This is a genomic window from Streptomyces sp. NBC_01537, assembly GCF_045040445.1.
GTDB lineage: Bacteria > Actinomycetota > Actinomycetes > Streptomycetales > Streptomycetaceae > Actinacidiphila.
In genome coordinates this window covers 8,987,980-9,005,873 of record NZ_CP109392.1, presented here as the reverse complement: position 1 = coordinate 9,005,873, position 17,894 = coordinate 8,987,980, and the positions used below count along the sequence as shown (strand labels likewise).

Here is a 17,894-nt window from a genome sequence, read left to right as displayed (position 1 = left end):
AAGAGACGCAAAGCGGCATGGAGCGACCGCCCTAGTCCTCCGCTCGACTGTCAGGACCTCATGCCTTCGACGCACTCTCCCCCGCACATCACGCTGGCGCTCAGCGCCGCTGGCATCGTCGCCGTTGCCAGCGGCCAGAAGTACCCCTGGGCGCAGACCGCCCTGGAGCAGGCCGGTTTTCACCGGCGCGCCGACGGCACCTACGCACTTCCGCTGCGTGACCCGGAGTCTGGGCGTGCCGCGCTCACGGACCTGGTGCGCACCGCACACCGTCACCACAGCGCCGTGACCACCAGCAACCGCCGCTACCTCGGTGATGTTGCCGACGCCATCGCCGAGCACCTGCCCGGCACATGGAGCGCGACGGTGGATGTCTACAGCCATCCGGTCTGGCAGGAGGACCTCGTGCCGTGGCTGTGGGATTGCGGTGAACTCTCCCGCGCCGTGCGTAGCGAACGGATCCCGTACGCGGCGGTGCTGAGCGACGGCGCGGGCATCGAGCTGCTGTTCGTGGAGCGGCCGGGACACCATCACGGCTACCTCATCGGCGCGTTCGCCTCCGAGGGCTTCAACAACAACGACAACGAACCGCACGCGCCCAGGAGCATCGTCGTACCCGCCGAGCCCGAACTGGCCGCCCGCGCAATCAGCGCCCGTGTCCTTCCCGGCTACCACCGTGCTGTTCATGCCCGGCGCCTGGCCACCGTCACCGCCGCCCTGGCACGTCTGCGCGAGGAGTACGAGACCTGGCAGGCGATCGTCGCCTCCGGCCGCTACAGCGACGGCGTCCCCATCGACCCTCGCAATCTGCCCGACCTGGAGAGCGGTTTCGCCGATTACGCGTGGCACGCGTTCCGGGGCATCCTCCTCCACGCCCCGGCCCTGCTCAAGCAGTGCCGGCCCGCCGACGCCGCATGGCCGCAGGACGCCGCCGCGCTCAACCGCCTGCAGCACACAGTGGAGATGGCCACACCGGTCCTGACGGACTGGAACACGCAAGTGAAGGGAGCGTGGCAGAAGCCCGGGGCGCTGCCGGCCCAGACCTACACCGACGCCAAGACGCGGCGCGACGCCCAGGTGCGACCCGCGATCGAAACGTGGCTGGCCGACGGCGACACGCTCATCCGCCAAGCCCGCGCCGCCGCACCCAACCCCCACACCGCCCTACCCGCGCAGGAACCAGGCACCGCCGCGGTCGCCACGGTCCTGCCGCCCTGTCCAGGCGCGAGTCCTCGCCGCTGACCAACAGCAGAAAGGTTTCACCTCTGTCCGAGCACTTCCGCTTCCGCACTGACTCCGAGCACGGATTCGTCGCCACCGCCTCCGCGAACGTGCCCGCGCACCTAGCCGACTGGCTCCTGACCCGCGAGCAGTTCGAGCCGGTCCCCACCAATCCGGGCCTGTACCGGCTCACCAACCCCGACCACGACGGCGAACGGCGCACCCGCCAGGCCGTCCAGGACCTGCGCCAGCACGGCTACCAAGTACAGGCCGACCCCGCCGTGCTCGACCCAGCCCTCACCCCGGTCCCGCGACAGCCGACCATGCGGGGCGCTCTGCTGGAGCACCGCAGCCGCGTCGCACAAGCCGCCACCGCACGCTCGCCGCAACGAGGCCCCACCCTCACCACCACACCCGGCACCAGGCCGGCCCCGCCCGGCCCGTCCTACGCGCCGCCGGTCGGCCCCGCCACCACCTCCGGCCAGGGGCGGGGCAGGTGAGCGTGAGCAGTGAGCCGATCCGCATCATCCGCGGCCAAGGCGGCCAGGTCGAAGTAGACAGCGGGGTCGTGGACGGGTTCGCCCTCGGCGTGCTGAAGCGGGCCGGGTTCATCACCCAGCCCACCTTGCGCGGCACCTGGATCCGGCTGCCCTTCGACATGGGCACGGCCTGGGAGAACGAGCACGCCAGCTGGGCCGCCGACATGCTCACCGCCGCCCGCTACCTGGTCGACCTCGATCCGAGCCTGCGCCCCGTCGCCGACAACAGTGCCCCGCCCGCCTCGGCACCGCGACGCACCTTGCCAGCGATGACAGCGCAGCCCCCACCGGCGCCCTCCCGCCGCAGGTAGACCCATCCCCGTTACGCAAGGAAGCCCGTATGGCAGTACGAACGACCTGGAAAATTCTCCACACCTGTGCACATGAAGTGACACATGACCTGTCCAACCGGCCCGCCGACAAGCGCGCCGGCCTGGCACGCTGGCTCAGCGGCCGGGACTGCACCGACTGCTGGAAGTCCGCCCGCGACGGCGACGCCGCCAGCAAGGAGGAATGGCTGGCCGCCAAGCGCGCCGAGGAGCAGCAGGCCGCGAAGGAGTGGGCGGAGCAGTTCGCGATGCCGCCGCTCGAAGGGCCGGAGCGGGCCCTGGAATGGGGCGAACGCTCCCGCCACAAGCTGGCGACCGCCGCATACACCGCCCTGGTGACCGAGGGGACCTGGGACGACGCCGACTGGGCTGAGTTGGAGTCCAAGGTCCGGGCGGTCACACGCGCGGGGTGGTGGATTGACCAGAGGGATGCCGAGGGCGCTGACCTGCCCGAACTCCTCGACGCGGCCACCGATGACGACCGCGGTACGGAGAACCCGTTCCGGTAGGCGGAATGCCGTTGTACCCGACGATGCCCGGTTAGCGAAACCGGGGATTGTCCGGAGTCTTGAATCCTCGCCACCGCCACCCCGCGCCTCGTGGAAGGACTCTCTGTGCCCGACGCCGTCTCCCGCCCGCCGTACGTTCCCGTCGACATCCTCACCCCCGACCGGGACATCACCCACGGCCATTTCTCGCACGGCGACCGGGTCGTGGTCCTCAGGGGAGTAGCCGGCGTGGAACTGTGGGGCGACGCCATGACGGTCGTCACCCCGTCCTGGCACACCCCGACCGACGAGGACGGCTGGCGGCTGCGCGATCCCAACGGCGGCCAGCGCACCTACGTCACCGCTCACCCCCGCTACATGGTCCACCTCTCCCGCCGCTGCCCGGACTGCCTGATCCACCTGCGCGCCATGGAGGACTACCTGCTGCCCAAGGTCACCGACGCCGGTGGCCTGTTCGACTGCGGCTGGTACTCGCTGACCGCACTGAACCAGCTCGTGCACACAGCCGACGCCCGGGACAGACGCTAAGGCCTCCGCCGTCTACGCCTGTCCCCGCCGCCCCGCGTCCCAGCCACCCCCGCCGCCGGACGCCGCCATTGACCCCCCGCCGCCTTGCACCGAGGAGAACATGCCCCACCTGAGCCACACCCGCGACCTTGAGTCGTTCGCCACCGCCCTGGCCGACGAACTGCCGGGCACCTGGACCAGCCAGTACCACCGGCATGAGCAGTATCGCGACCAGTTCCCCCTCGCCGAGGAGGTCTGGGATATGAACCTGGTCGCCGGCGCCATTGCCGAAACGGTCCTGGAGCACGACGCCGTACTGACCCGCGATGACGGTGCCCGCCTGTACGTCATCGGCCGCCCGCGCACCGAGGACGAGTACCTCGTCGCTGCCATGGCGCCGCCCGGCCTGGACCCCGAAGCGTTTCGGGGGGTGCGTGAGCCGGACGGCATCGCCGTCCCCGACGACCCCTTCCGCGCGGCGGACGACATCACCGCCGACCTCCTGCCCCGCTACGACAAGGCCATCGCGCAGGTCCAGCACAACGCCGCCCACCCCACACCCCCCGCACCGGCCCCAGCCGCCGCGCCGGAGCGCGTGGTCATGACCTGGTTCGGCGACGGGCTGCTGGCCGCCAAGCCCGAAAGCCAGGCAGCGGCCACAGCCCTGCACGACAACGGCTTCGCCTGGGATCCGGCTGAGCAGGCCTTCGTGCTCCCCGGCGACGACACCGCCGTCCAAGCCCTTCATGTGCGCAGCGCCGGTGCGCAGCTGGCCGCCCACGGCATCGGCGTGGTCCTGCGTCACCCGCCGACCCGGCCCGCCCTGGACACCGCCGCCGTCCCGGCAGCCCAGCAGCGCAACAGGCCGTCCAAGGCGCACCGTTGAGCACGCCGGTCGCCGAAGAGCCGCAGTTCGCTGTCCTGGACTACATCACCATCAGCCGCGACCCGCGTACCCAGCTCGTCGTCGCCATCGGCGGCCACGACCGCTCAGCCGGCATCTTGCAGACCATCGGCGGCTTCGTCTCCGTCTTCGGTCCGCGCGGCGACTACCACCGCCAGCCGCACACGATGCCCGTCGACCAGCAGCGTCAAGGCGCCACCGCAGCAGCCCACGCCCTGCTCCTGGCCGGGTTCAGCGTCCACCTCGACCCTCCCTCAATACCCTCGGCACACCCGGCGGCGACCGGCAGGCCGCCCACCGCTACCTCCACCAGCTCGCCGAGCGCGCCCGCCAGGCCGCCGACGACCGCGATGTCGCCGCCGTGCTGTCCGAGATCGCCGCGCCCCATGACGGACTGCTGCCCCGCCTGGTGCAGACGCTGATCGCCACCTGGATGCCGTGGACCCGGCGCCCCGAAAACGCCGGGCAGGACCCCGCCCTCGCGGAGCGGCTGATGAAGACCACCAGCACCCTGTCCAACCATGCCCGCCAACTGGAGCAGATCCGCAACGCAACGGCCCGCTCCTCGGCGACCGCCCCGGCCCCCAGGGGCCGGCACCGCGAGCCTGACCGTCAGCCTCCGCGCCACCGGCCCCCATCCCGCCCGCGTCACCGCGGCGGCGATGGCCCAGCCATCGACGGGAGCGGCCCCTCGTGGGAAATCTGGCCGATGACTGCGGCACCGACGTCGAGATCTACCACCGCGCCTTCGGCGACACCATCTACGCCGACAGTCGCACCGGAGCCCCCGAACGGCTCCTGGCCCTCCTGGACCGCCTCGGCCTGCAGCGGCGCACCGAGGCGATCTACGTGTGGCACGAAGTCCCCGAGCAGCTCACCAAGGACGAGCAGAAACGTATCGCCAACGGTGCCATCCCCGCTCTGCTCGTAGCCGGCTACACCGTCAACATCCCCACCGAGCTCTTCGACCAGGCCGCCTACAGCCAGGCCGCCGACGAGATCAGAGCCCAGCGCGCCGCAGCCGCCCCGGCCGGCACCGCCCCGGCTCCTCCTGCCACCAGCGCGCCCCCTCCACGCCGCAGCACCTGACCCCGTGCCGGTCCCGGCCCCGATGACGGCCGGGACCGGTGGGGGCCGGGACCGGCCCCCACCGCACACCTCCTGGAGCGCTCCCGATCCCCGACCGCACGCCGCCCCCGATGACGGCCGCGCGCCGGCCACGCCTGGCCGTCTTCCTCTTCCGCCGCTACCTGAGCGCCTTCGCCCTCACCACCGCACGCATCCCCTTCAGCCGGGAGGACCATGACCGACTCCACCCCCTACCCCGTACGCCTCGCCCGTGACATTTCCCGCCAGATCGACCAACTCTCCGAGCACCTCGCCCAGGCGAAGCCGCAGCAGGCCGCCCAGATCATCGTGCAGGTCCTGGACGCCGAAGACGGCATCATCGCCCGGCTGACCGCCCTGGTGACCACCGGCTCGCACTTCGCGAAGGACCACGCCAGGACAGGGACGTTCCCACCACAGATGTGGCTCGTCCTTGGCCGAGCCGCGAACGACCTTCACGACCTGTGCCTGGACCTCGACGAGCACGCCGACGACTTCGGCCTCCTCACCGACACTCCGATCACTGCTGTCACCGGTCCCGCGCCGTCCGCGACCGCGAAGGCCTCCGCCGCCGTGCAGCGGGCCCTGGACCGCCGGGACAACGGCGGCATTCCGACGCCGGTGACACCGGCTCCGGCATCCTCGGTCGCGCCCAGGGGGCGGCGGTGAGGAAGGGGAGGCAGCAGTGGGCCGGCTGGGGCCCGACGGGGGGGTGAGGTTCCGCAGCAGCACTACCTCGTCGAACCCAGACACCTGGCCAGTGGCGGTGACCTCGGGCACGTCACGGAGTTCCTGCGGGCCTGCGGCTGGAAGGACTCCTCCAAGCGCGGCGGCCCCCTGGTCTTCGACAGCCCCGACCGCACCGTCCGCGTCGCCTACGACCCGCTCCCCTCACCCGGGGGCTGGGCCATCAGCGGACAGGCAAACGGCGATCAGCCCGCCTGGCGCGCGACGCTCACCTCGCAGGTCCCTGTGGAGATCGTCGCCGGGTTCACCGACGCCCTCACCTGGCCCCGCTCGGCCCACGCCCCCGACGTGTGGGCGCCGCTGCAGCAGCAGGGCTGGGAGAGCGAACGCGGGCAGCACGTCACCGCCACCAGTGCGGACACCGGCGCCTGGGTGCAATTCAACGGGTCCGGCCTCGGTCAGGCACACTGGCGGGCCGGTGCCCGCTCCGAACACGGCCGAACCTGGGACGCCGCTTTCACCCTCACCACCCCGATGCATCTCATCCAGGCGTTCACCACCGCCCTGGCCGACCCGCAGCCGGTGATGCGACCGCGCGGACACCTCCCGCCCAGCAACCGCATCCGCACCACCTCCGTCTCGGTCCTGCCCTCGCAGCTGCGCGCCTGGCAGCAGGCCCGCATCACCGCCGCCCGCGCCGCCACCTGGACCCGCAACTCCCAGGCCACCACCCGGCCCCGAACCAACACCCGCACCGCAGGTCCATACGCCACGGCCGGCGGCACACGGCCACGCCGCTGACGCGACCCGCCGGTTCAGCGCCCGTGTCCTCGCCCCCGGTCAGCCCCTTTTGCCGCAAGGACGTTCATGCCCGACCCCACCCGCGACGACGCCCCCACCCCCGAACACATACGCGGGGCCGTTCACACCCTGACCCAGGTCACCGCCTACCTGCACACCAACCCGCCGCTCGCCGACGTGCTGCCGCTGCTCACCCCGCTTCTGGACGAGTACGACGGCATCCTGCTGCGCCTGTCGCAAACGTTCCGCGAACTCGGCCACTACCTAGACCAGGACGTGTACGCCGCCCACGACATCAACCTGGCCGAGGCCGCGGACTACTACTACGACGCCGCCGCTGTCCTGAAGCAGTGGAGCGCCCTGGACTGGCCGATTCCGATCCTGCGCGCCCTGGCGGAACAACCGCACCCCGCCACGGAGCACCGTCACAGTGGCACGGACGGCGCATGCCGGTGACCGAGCCCAGCTGGCCGCCTTCGCTGAACACCACCGGTACAAGATTCCGTTCGACACCCTTCCCCGCTACCTCGCGGGCCCCGGCGACGCCCGGCACGTCACCCACACCCTGTGCTCGGCAGGCTGGACGAACCACTCCGACCCCGCCTCGCCACAGGTCCAGCTCACCAGCCCCGACCACCAGGTCAAGCTCCAGCTCGACCCGCAGTCCTCCACGTCCGCTTGGTGGCGGCTGAACGGCACCCCGCCCGACAGCCCCGGCTGGTATGCGGAGTTCGGCCATGGTCCCCGCCGAGGTCCTGGCCGGGCTGACCGACGCCCTCACCGCCCCCGTCCCACAGGACGTGCCCGACCTGTGGCCGGTGCTGGCCGACGCCGACTGGACATACACCCGGAACGACGACGGCACTGCGCAGGCCGTCTCGCCCGACCAGCTCGTGCAGGTGGAACGCGCCCGGCTCTCACACGACGGCTTCGTCTGGCGGACCGACGCCACCGAACAACCAGGGGGCGGACCGCAGATCTGGCACGCCTGGCTGCACGACACCACCCCCGCGCATCTGCTGGTCGGCTTCGTCACGGCGCTGGCCAGCCCGGAGCCGGTCCAGCGCGGCATGCACGACCTCACCGGCCACTACAGCGTCACCCAGGAACGCAGCACGATCACCGGCGACCACATCGTCGAAGCCCACATCGGCCGCCTGGAGGCGGCACGGGCTCGCGCCCGTGCCGCCCGCCGAGTCCAGCTCGCCACGCAATCCTCCCCGGCCCCCGCCAGATCCGCCGCCGCGCCTGCGGCACACACCCGGTGACCCCTTCACCTGAAAGACCTTCCGTGAGCACCGCAACCCCGAACGAGATCCACCAGCTCCGCCTCCAGCAACTGGCCGCGTTCCTCCGCGACAGCGAGCTGATCCTCACCGCCTGGGACGCCTACTCCGACGAGCACACCGGCAACGACGGCTGGCCCCACGACACCGAGACATACGGACGGCGCGCAGCCCGCCGCGACGCCGACACCTGGCGCAGCTTCAACCGCGTCCGGCAGTGCGCCAAGGACCTGATCGCCACCGCCGAGGTTCAGCTGCAGCAGCTCCCCTCGGCGAGCACCCAGTCCCGGTGGGCCTGGCAGCTCGCCACCCTCGACGGCGCCCTCGACCGGCTCACCGCCCTGCAGCGCGAGTGGCTCGACGCCCGCGAAATTCTGCCCCCGTCCGCACGGCCGGGCACCGAGGCGTACGACGACGTGATCGGCAACCGCAACGCCGAAGCATGGCACTCCCTCAACGAGTGGTCCGCCCACGGCCAGGCGCTCCTGGACATCCACGCCGCAGCCCAGCACACACCACCGCCCCCGCCGGCCACCGCCCCGGCACCGGCGGCCCCCGCCCAGGCAGCCAAGCCCACAGCGGCACGCCGGTGACGCGCATGTCTCACGATGTCGAACAGAGTCTGATCGCGCCCCGCTACCTTGCCGGAGGCGGCGATCCCGGCTGGATCACCGTCCCGCTGCACCGGGCCTGCGGCTGGAGTTACGGTCACGACCCGCTGATGCCGCGCGCGCACCTGGCCAGCCCCGACCAGCAGGCGATGCTGCGCATCGACCCCGACCCGGACGGGCCGTGGTGGAAGATCCGGCACGCTCCCGCCAGCGGTCAGCCAGCCTGGTCAGTGAGCTTCGGCGCCCGTACTCCGGTGGAGATCATCGCCGCATTCACCGACGCCCTCACCGCCCCCGGGTCTGTGGCGGTGCCCGCTCCCGATCCGTACGAACCTCTGCGTCGCGCCGGGTGGGGTGAGGCCCGCGACGGCGAGGGCCTCACCTCACCCGACGGGTACGCCCATGTCGAGCACTTCACTCAGGGCGTCTCGGACTGCTGGTTCATCGAGACCGCCGTCAGTGAGGACCCCGAGGGCCTGATCTGGAAGGCCTACCTCAGCGGCACAACCCCGCTTCACCTGATCGCCGCCTTCACCGGCGCACTCGCCGACGAAGCCCCGATAGCGCGGGATCGGCAGCACCTGCCCGCCCACAGCCGCCGCCACATCCGCGCCAGTACCCGTCAGCTGCCGGCCGCCGCCGTCGCCTTCGCGCTGGAGACCCGCGTCAAGGACCTCACCGCCCGGCAGAGGAGCACCCCGACGCCCGGCCCGCGGCCACCGAACGTTCCTCCGCACCGCCGCGCACGCTGACCAGCCACGCCCCGCCCCGTCCGCACATCCCCCTGGAATTTCCTTCGTGTCCGACTCCTCCTCGTCCAATGACGGCTACGACATAGCGTTCAAGATCCTTCTCGGCGTCATCGCCATCGCCATCCCCCTGGCCAACCTCGCCTGGCTCGGCGGAAACGCCACCGCCTGGCTCACCGACACCGGCGGCCCCTGGGCGCCCTACCAACCGGCCGACGCCCTCCTGCACCCCGGACGGCTGTGGCCCGAAACCGGCGACACCGCCCTGCTGATAGGCGCGCGCATCGTACCCATCGCCATCCTGATCGCCCTCGCCATCGCCGCGGCCGTCTTCTGGTCGCGGCACAACGCAGGCAGCGGCAAGAAGCGGGTCGCCGGGATGGCGAAGCACAAGGACATCGAGCCCCTGCTCGCCAAGCAGATCACCGCCAAGGCGAGGTCGCTGCGGCCGAGCCTGAAGGACGCCAGGACCATCGAGGCCCGCGACACCGGCATCCTCCTCGGCAATCTCCAGGGCACCCGCCACGAGGTCCGCATGGGGTACGAGGATGTCGCCGTTGCGATCATGGCGCCCCGGTCCGGCAAGACCACCTGCCTGGCCATCCCCGCCATCCTCGCCGCCCCCGGTCCCGTCCTGCTGACCAGCAACAAGGCCGCGGGCGATGCCTACACCGCGACCCTGGACGCCCGAGAAGGTGCAGGGCGGACGTGGTCGATGGATCCGCAGCAGATCGCCCACGCCGCCCGGCAGATGTGGTGGAATCCGCTCGCCGATGCCAAGACCCTCGACGGCGCCGGCAGGCTGGCTGGCCACTTCCTCGCCGCATCCGTGGACGCCAGCCAGCAGGGCGACTTCTGGTCCAAGGCCGGATCCAACATCCTCAGCCAACTCTTCCTGGCCGCCGCCCTGGACGACCGGCCGGTCACCGACGTCATGGACTGGCTGGCCTTCCCGGGAAACCGCGCCCCGCTGGACATCCTCCGAGATCACGGTTTCGCAGCCGTCGCCGCCCAGCTCAAGGGCACCGTGGAAGGCCCGCCGGAGACCAGGGACGGCATCTACGAAACAGCCCGCCAGTACGCGGCAGCCCTGCTCAACAGCGACATCGCCGCCTGGGTCACCCCGCAGAAGAACGTACGGGAATTCAAGCCGTCCGACTTCGTCACCAGCAAGGACACGCTGTACCTGCTGTCCAAGGACGGCGGAGGCGGCGCCTCAGCTCTGATCGCGGCATGCGCAGACTCCGTCATGCGGGCCGCGACCGCCCAGGCCGAACGCGCCGGCGGACGACTCGACCCGCCCATGCTGGCGATCCTCGACGAAGCCGCCAACGTGTGCAAGATCAGCGATCTCCCCGACCTGTACTCACACTTGGGCTCCCGGGGCATCATCCCGATCACCATTTTGCAGTCCTACCGACAGGGCCAGAAGGTCTGGGGCGACGCGGGCATGGACGCCATGTGGTCCGCCTCCACCGTCAAAGTCATCGGCAGCGGCATCGACGACCCCGACTTCGCCGACAAACTCTCCCGCCTGATCGGCGACCACGACGTCGAGACGAAATCCACCTCCATCTCCGACTCCGGCAAATCCACCAGCATCTCCATGCGACAGGAGCGGATCCTGCCCCCGGACGCCATCCGAGCCCTGCCCAAAGGAACGGCGCTCTGCTTCGCCACCGGCATGCGCGCCGCGATGCTCAACCTGCGCCCCTGGTACCTGGAACCCGGCGCGAACGAACTGTCCGCTGCCTCGGCTCGCGCCTCCAAGGGCATCACCGCCCGCGCCATCAACAAGGCCGCGCCACAGCCAAGCAATTACGGGCCGGCCGCGTAAACCGCTCCGCTGAAACGCAGCCCAGCCCACCGGCTCTGCCGGACTTGCCCCCATGCCCCGCTGCTGACCAGCAAGCCCCCCCTGCCCGCCCATCCTGCTAGACCTTCGAGGAGCCTCGCGTGCTTCTGCCCTGCACGACCCCAGTGACCGCACCCTGGCAGGCCGAGGTCCACCTCCCGGACGGCGCAAGGTTGACCGCCTACGCCGACGGCCCGCAGCACGCTTCCGTGACGGTGGTCCTGGTCCACGGCCTCTCGGTCACCTCGGCCCTATGGCGAACTCACGTGCCGCTTCTGGTCGGGCAGGGATTTCGCGTCGTGCGCTACGACCAGCGCGCCCACGGCCGATCCACACGGGGAACGACCACGTTGAGCCTTGACCAGCTCGCCGATGACCTCGCCCACCTCATAGACCACGTGGCGCCGCACAGCCCGCTGGTGCTAGCCGGCCACTCCATGGGGGCGATGACGCTCATGCGCCTGGTCACCCGTCGAACCGATCTCGCACCTCGCATCCGCGGGCTCCTCCTGCTGTCCGCCCCGTACAGCGGCATCAGTACCCGCACCGGGACGGGTCCTGGCCCGTGTCTTCTCGCCTTCGGCCGTGACCTGCTGACCGCCGTATGCACTCACGCGCCGGGGCTGGTGGACGCAGCCCGACGCCTCCTGCCCAACACCAGCCGATGGGCCCTACGCCAGCCCGCCCCTGCCAGCGCGGATCCCCTGGCATGCCGCCAGGGACTGCATGCCATGGCGACGGCCGACATCGCCGAACTCTGGCTCGACCTGACCCATCAGCGGCACGCTCACGGGCCGCTTCGGCAACTGGGCGACCGCGTCCACCTCATGGCCGGCGGCCTCGATACGCACATTCCCGCAGGACAGACCCGTCGCCTCGCGGCCATGCTGCCCAGCGCGCAGCTGGAGATCGTGCCTGATGCCGCTCACTCCCTGCCTGTACGCCACGCCCGCCTCGTCACCCACCGGATCACGCGCCTCGCCGCCGCCAACGCAGCCGGCTGAGCACGCGGCTCACCGCCCGCCCTGAACAGCACCGCCTGCCGACACACCGGAGTTCCCTCTGGCTTTCACCGACCACCACGACGTCTACGTCTGCTCGACCGACGACGGTCACACCGTCGTCATCAACTCCCCCCTCCGCCAAGCCCACCGAAGCACGACGCAGGGCGGCTTCACCGCCCACGAGCGCCAAGGCCGCACCCCGTACCTGTTGCCGCCCGGCACCACCGATGCCTCCTCGGAGGATCTGGACGAGCTGGAGCGGGGCGTGGCCGACGGTTGTTCGCCGTGGGCTTGCCGGGGAAGTGAACCCGAGCTGTCCCGGGAGGACTTCGGGCTTACCGCATGACGTTCATCCTCGATCTGTTTGCCGGCCCCGGCGGCTGGTCGCACGCGCTGAGCATCCTCGGTGTGCGGGACGTCGGCCTGGAGTGGGACGCGTGGGCCTGCAAGACCCGTGCTGCCGCAGGCCAGTTGACCATCCGGACCGATGTGGCGATGTACCCGGTCTGGCCGTTTGCCGGCCGGACGAGCGGGCTGATCGCATCCCCGCCGTGCCAGGCCTGGTCGATGGCCGGCAAACGCCTCGGGCTGCTCGACCAGCCGCTGGTCCACCAGGCCGTCGCCGACCTCGCCCGAGGCCGCGACACCCGCACCGAGCTGCTGGCCTCCTGCCGGGACGAGCGCTCCCTGCTGGCCGCCGAACCCATGCGCTACCTGCACGCCCTCAACACCGTCGGTGAGCCGGAGTGGATCGCCATGGAGGAGGTCCCCGATGTCCTGCCGCTGTGGCGGCAGTACGCGGCAATCCTGCGAGGCTGGGGTTTCTCGGCCTGGGCCGGGATCTTGAACGCCGCCGACTTCGGCGTGCCGCAGACCAGAAGGCGGGCGATCCTGCTCGCCTCCCGCACCCGAACCGCCGAGCCGCCCGCGCCCACCCACGCCAAGACCGCCGAACCGGACACGCTGTTCGGGCCCGGCCGCCAGCGGTGGCTGTCCATGGCCGAAGCCCTCGGCTGGGGCGCCACCGACCGCCCAGTGCCGACCGTGTGCGCCGGCGGCGGCCCAGGAGGCGGCCCCGAACCCTTCCCCTCCGGCTCCCGCAAAGCCCTCACCGACGCACGCGACCGCGGTACCTGGGTACGTCACCCACCCGGTCCGGAGGTCGTCCTGAAGTCCCGCCGTGAGGGATCAGGCTGGGCCGAGCAGCACGGAACCCGCGAAAACCGCCCCACGGACGGCCCGGCTCCCACGTTCACGGCCGAGGCACACCGCTGGTCCTGGTCGCTGCGCACCAACAACCAGGCCAACGCCACCACCCGCTCGATCCAGGAACCGGCCGGGACCCTGTTCTTCGGCCACCGCGCCAACGAATGCGTCTGGGTACGCGAACCCGCAGGCGGACCTGACGACCAGGGTGCGGCGGAGTCGATCCGGATCACTGCGGCCGAGGCCGGCGTCCTGCAGACCTTCCCCGCCGACTACCCGTGGCAGGGCAACAAGGGCCAGCAGTTCTCCCAGATCGGCAATGCCGTGCCGCCCCGCATGGCCGCCCACCTGCTCGCCCCGCACCTGGGCAAGACCTGGACCCCCGACGAGTTCACCCTGGCGGCCTGATGCCCAACCCCGCCCAGCCCTACGAAGAGGCCGACCCGGACGAACTGCCACCTGCGCAGCCGGTGCACTACGCCGAGCAGGCACTGCTCGGCGCACTCCTCCTCCACCCCCACCGCCTGGAGACCATCGGCACACTGCTCCCCGAGCACTTCGGCAACCACTCCCACGGCGCCCTCTTCTCGGCGATCCGCACCCTTCCCCTGCCCGATCTCGAAGTGCACGCCAAGGAAGCCGGGTGGCTAAACGCGGTGCTTGATGCCGCGCGGCCCGAGGCACCCGGGCTGACCGCCCCCTACCTCCACACCCTGATTAACGCCTGCCCCCGGCCCCACCACGCGGCGACCTACGCCCGGATGATCCAGTCCGACCACGCCCGCCGCACCCTGCGGATGCACGCCCAGCGCCTGGCCCAGACGGCCACCGACCCCACGCTGCCCAACCCGGCCGCCACCGTCCTCGCCGAGGCCGACACCCTGACCCGGTTCCTGGAGGAAGCGGCTGGACAGTTCACCCCGCACCCAGGCTCCCTTCCACGGACCTCCCTTCCTCCAACGCCAGCCCCGGACACGGGCGAGGAGGTGCTGGACGAGGAGCGGCTGCTCCTAGCGACCGCGACCGCCCACCCCGACGACATCGCCACGATGCGCTGGCTGCAGGCCGACGACTTCGTCCTGCCCCTGCACGGAGCCCTGTTCCAGTGCCTGACCGCCCTCACGCACCGCGGAGATTCCCTCGACCCGATCACCGTGCTGTGGGAAGCGCAGCACCGAGGTCTGCTGGCCAAGGATGTCGATCCGGTCGATCTGATGGCTCTGGTGTCGACACCGGTCGGCTCATCCGAGTACTGGGGCGAGCGGATCCTGCAGCGCGCGCTGCTCACCACCGCCCACTCAGCCGCGCTGCGCATCGTTGCGTTCACCGACGACCCGGCCAACACTCCCCACCAGCTCATCACCGGCAGCCGCCGCGCCCTGGCCGACCTCACCGCCATACGCGCCCGCTGGCACCGCGCCACCCCCAAGCCCCCGACCGCCGCTCCTCGTGCTCCCCGCACGCCGGCCCTCTCCCGCGCCGGACCACGGCCACGCGTCACCACTCCCACCACGACGGCACGAGCCACCCGATGACCGCCCCGGCCCCCGCCCGGCCGACACCGGTCAGCCCGGCGGCCCCCTGAATCGAGCGACATGCCCCCGGCGACGCCGACCACGTCCGCCTCGCCCGCTCCCCCGAGCGCCCTGACGCCGTCACCGCCACCATCACCGACTCCAGATCCGGCACCGGCAGCACCCGCGCCCTGCTGAGCCTTCACGGCTTCAAGCCGATCGACGCACAGACGCTGATCCTGGCTCGCATCGACCACGAGGAGCCCCAATACACCGACCAGGCCGCCCGCGCCCTGCGCGAGGCGGGCGTCACCGTCGATATCGCCGCCGGTCTGCAGGAGAACATCGACACCGAGTGGACCTGGGCCAACTACCCCATGCCCTGGCTGAACCGTGAGGAGACGCGCGAAGTCTCAGCCCAGGCCCAGGCCATCCACGACGACATCCTCTCGGGCCGCCTCGTCATCCACGCCCATGCGCACGACGGCCACACCATCGTCGCCGCCGCGCTACCGCAGCGGTCAGAGCATCCACCTGCGCGGCGAGAACCACCTGCGCCAAGTCGTCCTCGTCTACGACACCCCACCCAAGCCCTGGCCGAATTCGAGCACCTCTACGGCAACGCCGTCCGCCCCGGGCCCGGCACCCGCCACCGACACCGAGCAGCGAGCCGCCCAAGCCCTCACCACCGGAGCAGCCACGCCTACCCCACCCGACACGCAGGCCGACCCCACCGAGCCAAGGACGGAGACCGTCCCGGTGTACGCCGCCGACCCCGGCGACCACGAGGCCCTGCTGAACACCTTCCTCGACTCCCACGGCGACTGGGAGAAGCACCGGACCTGGTCCGACGAGACCACCCACGCCATCCACGAATCGCAGACCCTGCGCATCGAGCGCGTGCACGAAGCCGACCCCCGCAGAACCGCCTGGACCGTGGCCGCGTACGAGACGCCTGGATCCGCTGGACGAACCTCTCCGAGGACTCGGGAGTCCAATTCGACACCTTCGCCGCCCAGAAACCGGACCATCTGGGCCGGCCCCAGCATTGACCAGCCCACCTGGACCATCCGCACCTCCGCCTACACCCCGGCCGGTCTCCTTGCCGACCTGGCCGAGGAACTCGCCGACGGAACCGGCACCCGCCAGACCAAGCTCCATCGAGACGGCCGGCACACCAACCGGGTTAGGGAAACACCCCCGCCCGCGTCACCACCGCGCCCAGGGCTTCGGCGTAGTCGCAGAATGTCCGGTTCGTGATCGTGCGACGCCGCCGAAGCCCTGCCGCGTGCGGGCTTGGGCCAGGCTGCCATTGATGAGTCACATCGGGACCGGTACAAGTGACGAGTGACAGAACCTCTTGTTCCTCGCCCGGGTGGCCGCGTCGCGTCGAAGCCTGGACGGTGGACTCAGCAGTCAGCGGGTGCGACGTTCGCCGCCCTCGCAGCATTCCTCATCACTCGTGACGTCACGTTCGGGTTCTTCAGGCAGACGCTGCCCGACTGGGCGTACACCGCTACGGTCCTCGCGGGATTTGCTGTGTCGGCTGTCGCCTACGGCCTTGCCGTGCTGTGGCTCAGGCGATTGCCCTAGCAGGGCAGCTCACGCCAGGCTTCAGCGTTGCTGCACGGACGTCCGATTCGTGACAATCCGCCGGCTTGGCGGTCATCCGGGAGTTGACAGGCGCGGGCTCCCAAGATCATGGAGTCCTCTACGCCCCGTGATCCAAGTGGGAGACCGTGCCTGCCGACGCATCATTTCTGATCCCGCCTGTCCTTGACCAATTGCGTGAGAATCCGCAGGTCGGACCTGAGGAGGTCCCGGGCCTGGTGGAGCGGCTGGCCGAGGTGCCGGACCCGCGTGACCCGCGCGGGGTGCGCCACCGCCTGGCCGTCGTGCTCACTCTCACCGCGTGCGCGGTGCTGGCCGGAGCGACCTCTCTGCTTGCGGTCGGCGAATGGATCGCCGATGCCCCTGGGTATGTGCTGGAACAGGTCGGTGCAGTCCCCGATCCGCTTCTGCCCAGGCGGGTCCTGCCCGCCGAGACCACGGTCCGCCGATTGCTGGCCCGCATCGACGGCGACGCGCTGGACCGGGCCGTCGGACGCTGGCTTGCCGACCGCCGCCCGAAAAAGACCGGGCTGCGCGGACTCGCGGTGGACGGCAAGAGCCTGCGCGGAGCTGCCAGAGCGAACGGCCGCAAGATCCATCTGCTCGCCGCACTGGAGCACGCGACGGGCCTGGTCCTGGCCCAGCTGGACGTCGGCGAGAAGACGAACGAGATCACCTGCTTCCAGCCGCTGCTGGACACCGTCGCCGACCTGGCCGGCGTCGTCGTCACCAGCGACGCCATGCACACCCAGCGAGAGCACGCCGACTACCTCCTCGGCCGGGGCGCCCACTACGTCGTGATCGTCAAGGGAAACCAGAAGAAGCTGCGCAAGCAGATGAAGTCTCTTCCCTGGAAGCGCATCCCGCTCCAGGGACGCACCCGGAACGTCGGCCACGGTCGCTGCGAGATCCGCCGGATCAAGGTGGCCACCGTGAACAACCTGCTCTTTCCCGGCGCCCGTCAGGCCATCCAGATCAAGCGCCGCCGCACCGACCGCAAGACCGGCCAGACCACTATCAAGACCGTCTACGCCGTCACCAGCCTCACCGCCGAGCAGGCCACCACGGCCCAACTCGCCCGACTCGTCCGTGACCACTGGAAGATCGAGGCCCTGCATCACGTCCGCGACACCACCTTCGCCGAGGACGCCTCCCAGCTACGGACCGGCAACGCGCCCCGCGCGATGGCCACCTGGCGCAACCTCGCCATCGGAGCCCTCCACACGGCCGGAGTGAAGAACATCGCAGCCGGCCTCCGCCGCAACGCCCGCGACCCTCGCCGCCCCCTCGCACTTCTCGGCCTCGGATGATCACGAACCGGACGCCACACGACTACGCCGAAGCCCTGCCACCGCGCCCTCTCCCGACGAGCCATCGACGTTGACCTAGCGGGCCACGACCCCACGTACAACAAGGCAACGAATCCTCGGAGATACCCCGTGATTGGGCGCACC

Annotated in this window: 19 protein-coding genes and 1 pseudogene; all 20 read left to right on the top strand. The window is 70.9% G+C overall.

Features of this window, described 5'->3' with window-relative positions; genetic code table 11:
- The first annotated feature begins 60 nt into the window (after positions 1-60).
- The 20 genes and pseudogenes from OG607_RS41275 (at position 61) to OG607_RS41180 (ending at position 17,750) form a co-directional block, all read left to right on the top strand.
- The gene (locus tag OG607_RS41275) at positions 61-1,242 is read left to right on the top strand and encodes a hypothetical protein (protein WP_405734833.1); all 1,182 of its coding nucleotides are present in this window, start codon (positions 61-63) and stop codon (positions 1,240-1,242) included.
- Between the two features lie 89 nt (positions 1,243-1,331).
- Entirely contained in the window at positions 1,332-1,721 is a 390-nt protein-coding gene (locus tag OG607_RS41270; RefSeq protein ID WP_405734831.1) for a hypothetical protein, read from the top strand.
- A gap of 2 nt (positions 1,722-1,723) precedes the next feature.
- On the top strand, positions 1,724-2,071 hold the full coding sequence (locus OG607_RS41265; protein WP_405734829.1) for a hypothetical protein: 348 nt from the start codon (positions 1,724-1,726) through the stop codon (positions 2,069-2,071).
- A gap of 77 nt (positions 2,072-2,148) precedes the next feature.
- Complete coding sequence (locus OG607_RS41260) at positions 2,149-2,598, top strand: hypothetical protein (RefSeq protein WP_405734827.1); 450 nt, start codon at positions 2,149-2,151, stop codon at positions 2,596-2,598.
- 105 nt (positions 2,599-2,703) lie between these two features.
- A complete protein-coding gene (locus OG607_RS41255; protein WP_405734825.1) occupies positions 2,704-3,126 on the top strand; it encodes a hypothetical protein in 423 nt (140 codons plus the stop codon).
- Positions 3,127-3,226: 100 nt separating this feature from the next.
- Positions 3,227-3,991, top strand: coding sequence for a hypothetical protein (locus OG607_RS41250; RefSeq protein ID WP_405734823.1), 765 nt, complete (start codon positions 3,227-3,229; stop codon positions 3,989-3,991).
- On the top strand, positions 3,988-4,431 hold the full coding sequence (locus OG607_RS41245) for a hypothetical protein (protein WP_405734821.1): 444 nt from the start codon (positions 3,988-3,990) through the stop codon (positions 4,429-4,431). The genes OG607_RS41250 and OG607_RS41245 overlap by 4 nt, the downstream gene beginning before the upstream one ends.
- 271 nt (positions 4,432-4,702) lie before the next feature.
- The gene (locus OG607_RS41240; protein ID WP_405734819.1) at positions 4,703-5,098 is read left to right on the top strand and encodes a hypothetical protein; all 396 of its coding nucleotides are present in this window, start codon (positions 4,703-4,705) and stop codon (positions 5,096-5,098) included.
- A gap of 213 nt (positions 5,099-5,311) precedes the next feature.
- The gene (locus tag OG607_RS41235; protein WP_405734817.1) at positions 5,312-5,785 is read left to right on the top strand and encodes a hypothetical protein; all 474 of its coding nucleotides are present in this window, start codon (positions 5,312-5,314) and stop codon (positions 5,783-5,785) included.
- A pseudogene (locus tag OG607_RS41230) lies at positions 5,782-6,604 on the top strand (DUF317 domain-containing protein). The gene OG607_RS41235 and the pseudogene OG607_RS41230 overlap by 4 nt, the downstream one beginning before the upstream one ends.
- A gap of 66 nt (positions 6,605-6,670) precedes the next feature.
- Positions 6,671-7,060, top strand: a complete 390-nt coding sequence (locus OG607_RS41225; protein WP_405734815.1) for a hypothetical protein — start codon at positions 6,671-6,673, stop codon at positions 7,058-7,060.
- A 281-nt stretch (positions 7,061-7,341) separates the two neighbouring features.
- Positions 7,342-7,872 carry a DUF317 domain-containing protein gene (locus tag OG607_RS41220; RefSeq protein ID WP_405734813.1) on the top strand — a complete coding sequence of 177 codons (531 nt, stop codon included), beginning with the start codon at positions 7,342-7,344 and terminating at the stop codon, positions 7,870-7,872.
- Between the two features lie 23 nt (positions 7,873-7,895).
- The gene (locus tag OG607_RS41215; RefSeq protein ID WP_405734811.1) at positions 7,896-8,483 is read left to right on the top strand and encodes a hypothetical protein; all 588 of its coding nucleotides are present in this window, start codon (positions 7,896-7,898) and stop codon (positions 8,481-8,483) included.
- Positions 8,484-8,488: 5 nt separating this feature from the next.
- Positions 8,489-9,253 carry a DUF317 domain-containing protein gene (locus OG607_RS41210; RefSeq protein ID WP_405734809.1) on the top strand — a complete coding sequence of 255 codons (765 nt, stop codon included), beginning with the start codon at positions 8,489-8,491 and terminating at the stop codon, positions 9,251-9,253.
- Positions 9,254-9,299: 46 nt separating this feature from the next.
- Complete coding sequence (locus OG607_RS41205; RefSeq protein ID WP_405734807.1) at positions 9,300-11,087, top strand: type IV secretory system conjugative DNA transfer family protein; 1,788 nt, start codon at positions 9,300-9,302, stop codon at positions 11,085-11,087.
- A 119-nt stretch (positions 11,088-11,206) separates the two neighbouring features.
- The gene (locus OG607_RS41200) at positions 11,207-12,109 is read left to right on the top strand and encodes an alpha/beta fold hydrolase (RefSeq protein WP_405734805.1); all 903 of its coding nucleotides are present in this window, start codon (positions 11,207-11,209) and stop codon (positions 12,107-12,109) included.
- Positions 12,110-12,451: 342 nt separating this feature from the next.
- Positions 12,452-13,723, top strand: coding sequence for a DNA cytosine methyltransferase (locus OG607_RS41195; RefSeq protein WP_405734803.1), 1,272 nt, complete (start codon positions 12,452-12,454; stop codon positions 13,721-13,723).
- Positions 13,723-14,850: a DnaB-like helicase N-terminal domain-containing protein gene (locus tag OG607_RS41190; protein ID WP_405734801.1), complete on the top strand. Its 1,128-nt coding sequence runs from the start codon at positions 13,723-13,725 to the stop codon at positions 14,848-14,850. The genes OG607_RS41195 and OG607_RS41190 overlap by 1 nt, the downstream gene beginning before the upstream one ends.
- Positions 14,851-15,303: 453 nt before the next feature.
- The gene (locus OG607_RS41185) at positions 15,304-16,089 is read left to right on the top strand and encodes a DUF317 domain-containing protein (protein WP_405734800.1); all 786 of its coding nucleotides are present in this window, start codon (positions 15,304-15,306) and stop codon (positions 16,087-16,089) included.
- Between the two features lie 524 nt (positions 16,090-16,613).
- On the top strand, positions 16,614-17,750 hold the full coding sequence (locus OG607_RS41180; RefSeq protein ID WP_405734798.1) for an ISAs1 family transposase: 1,137 nt from the start codon (positions 16,614-16,616) through the stop codon (positions 17,748-17,750).
- Positions 17,751-17,894 lie beyond the last annotated feature (144 nt).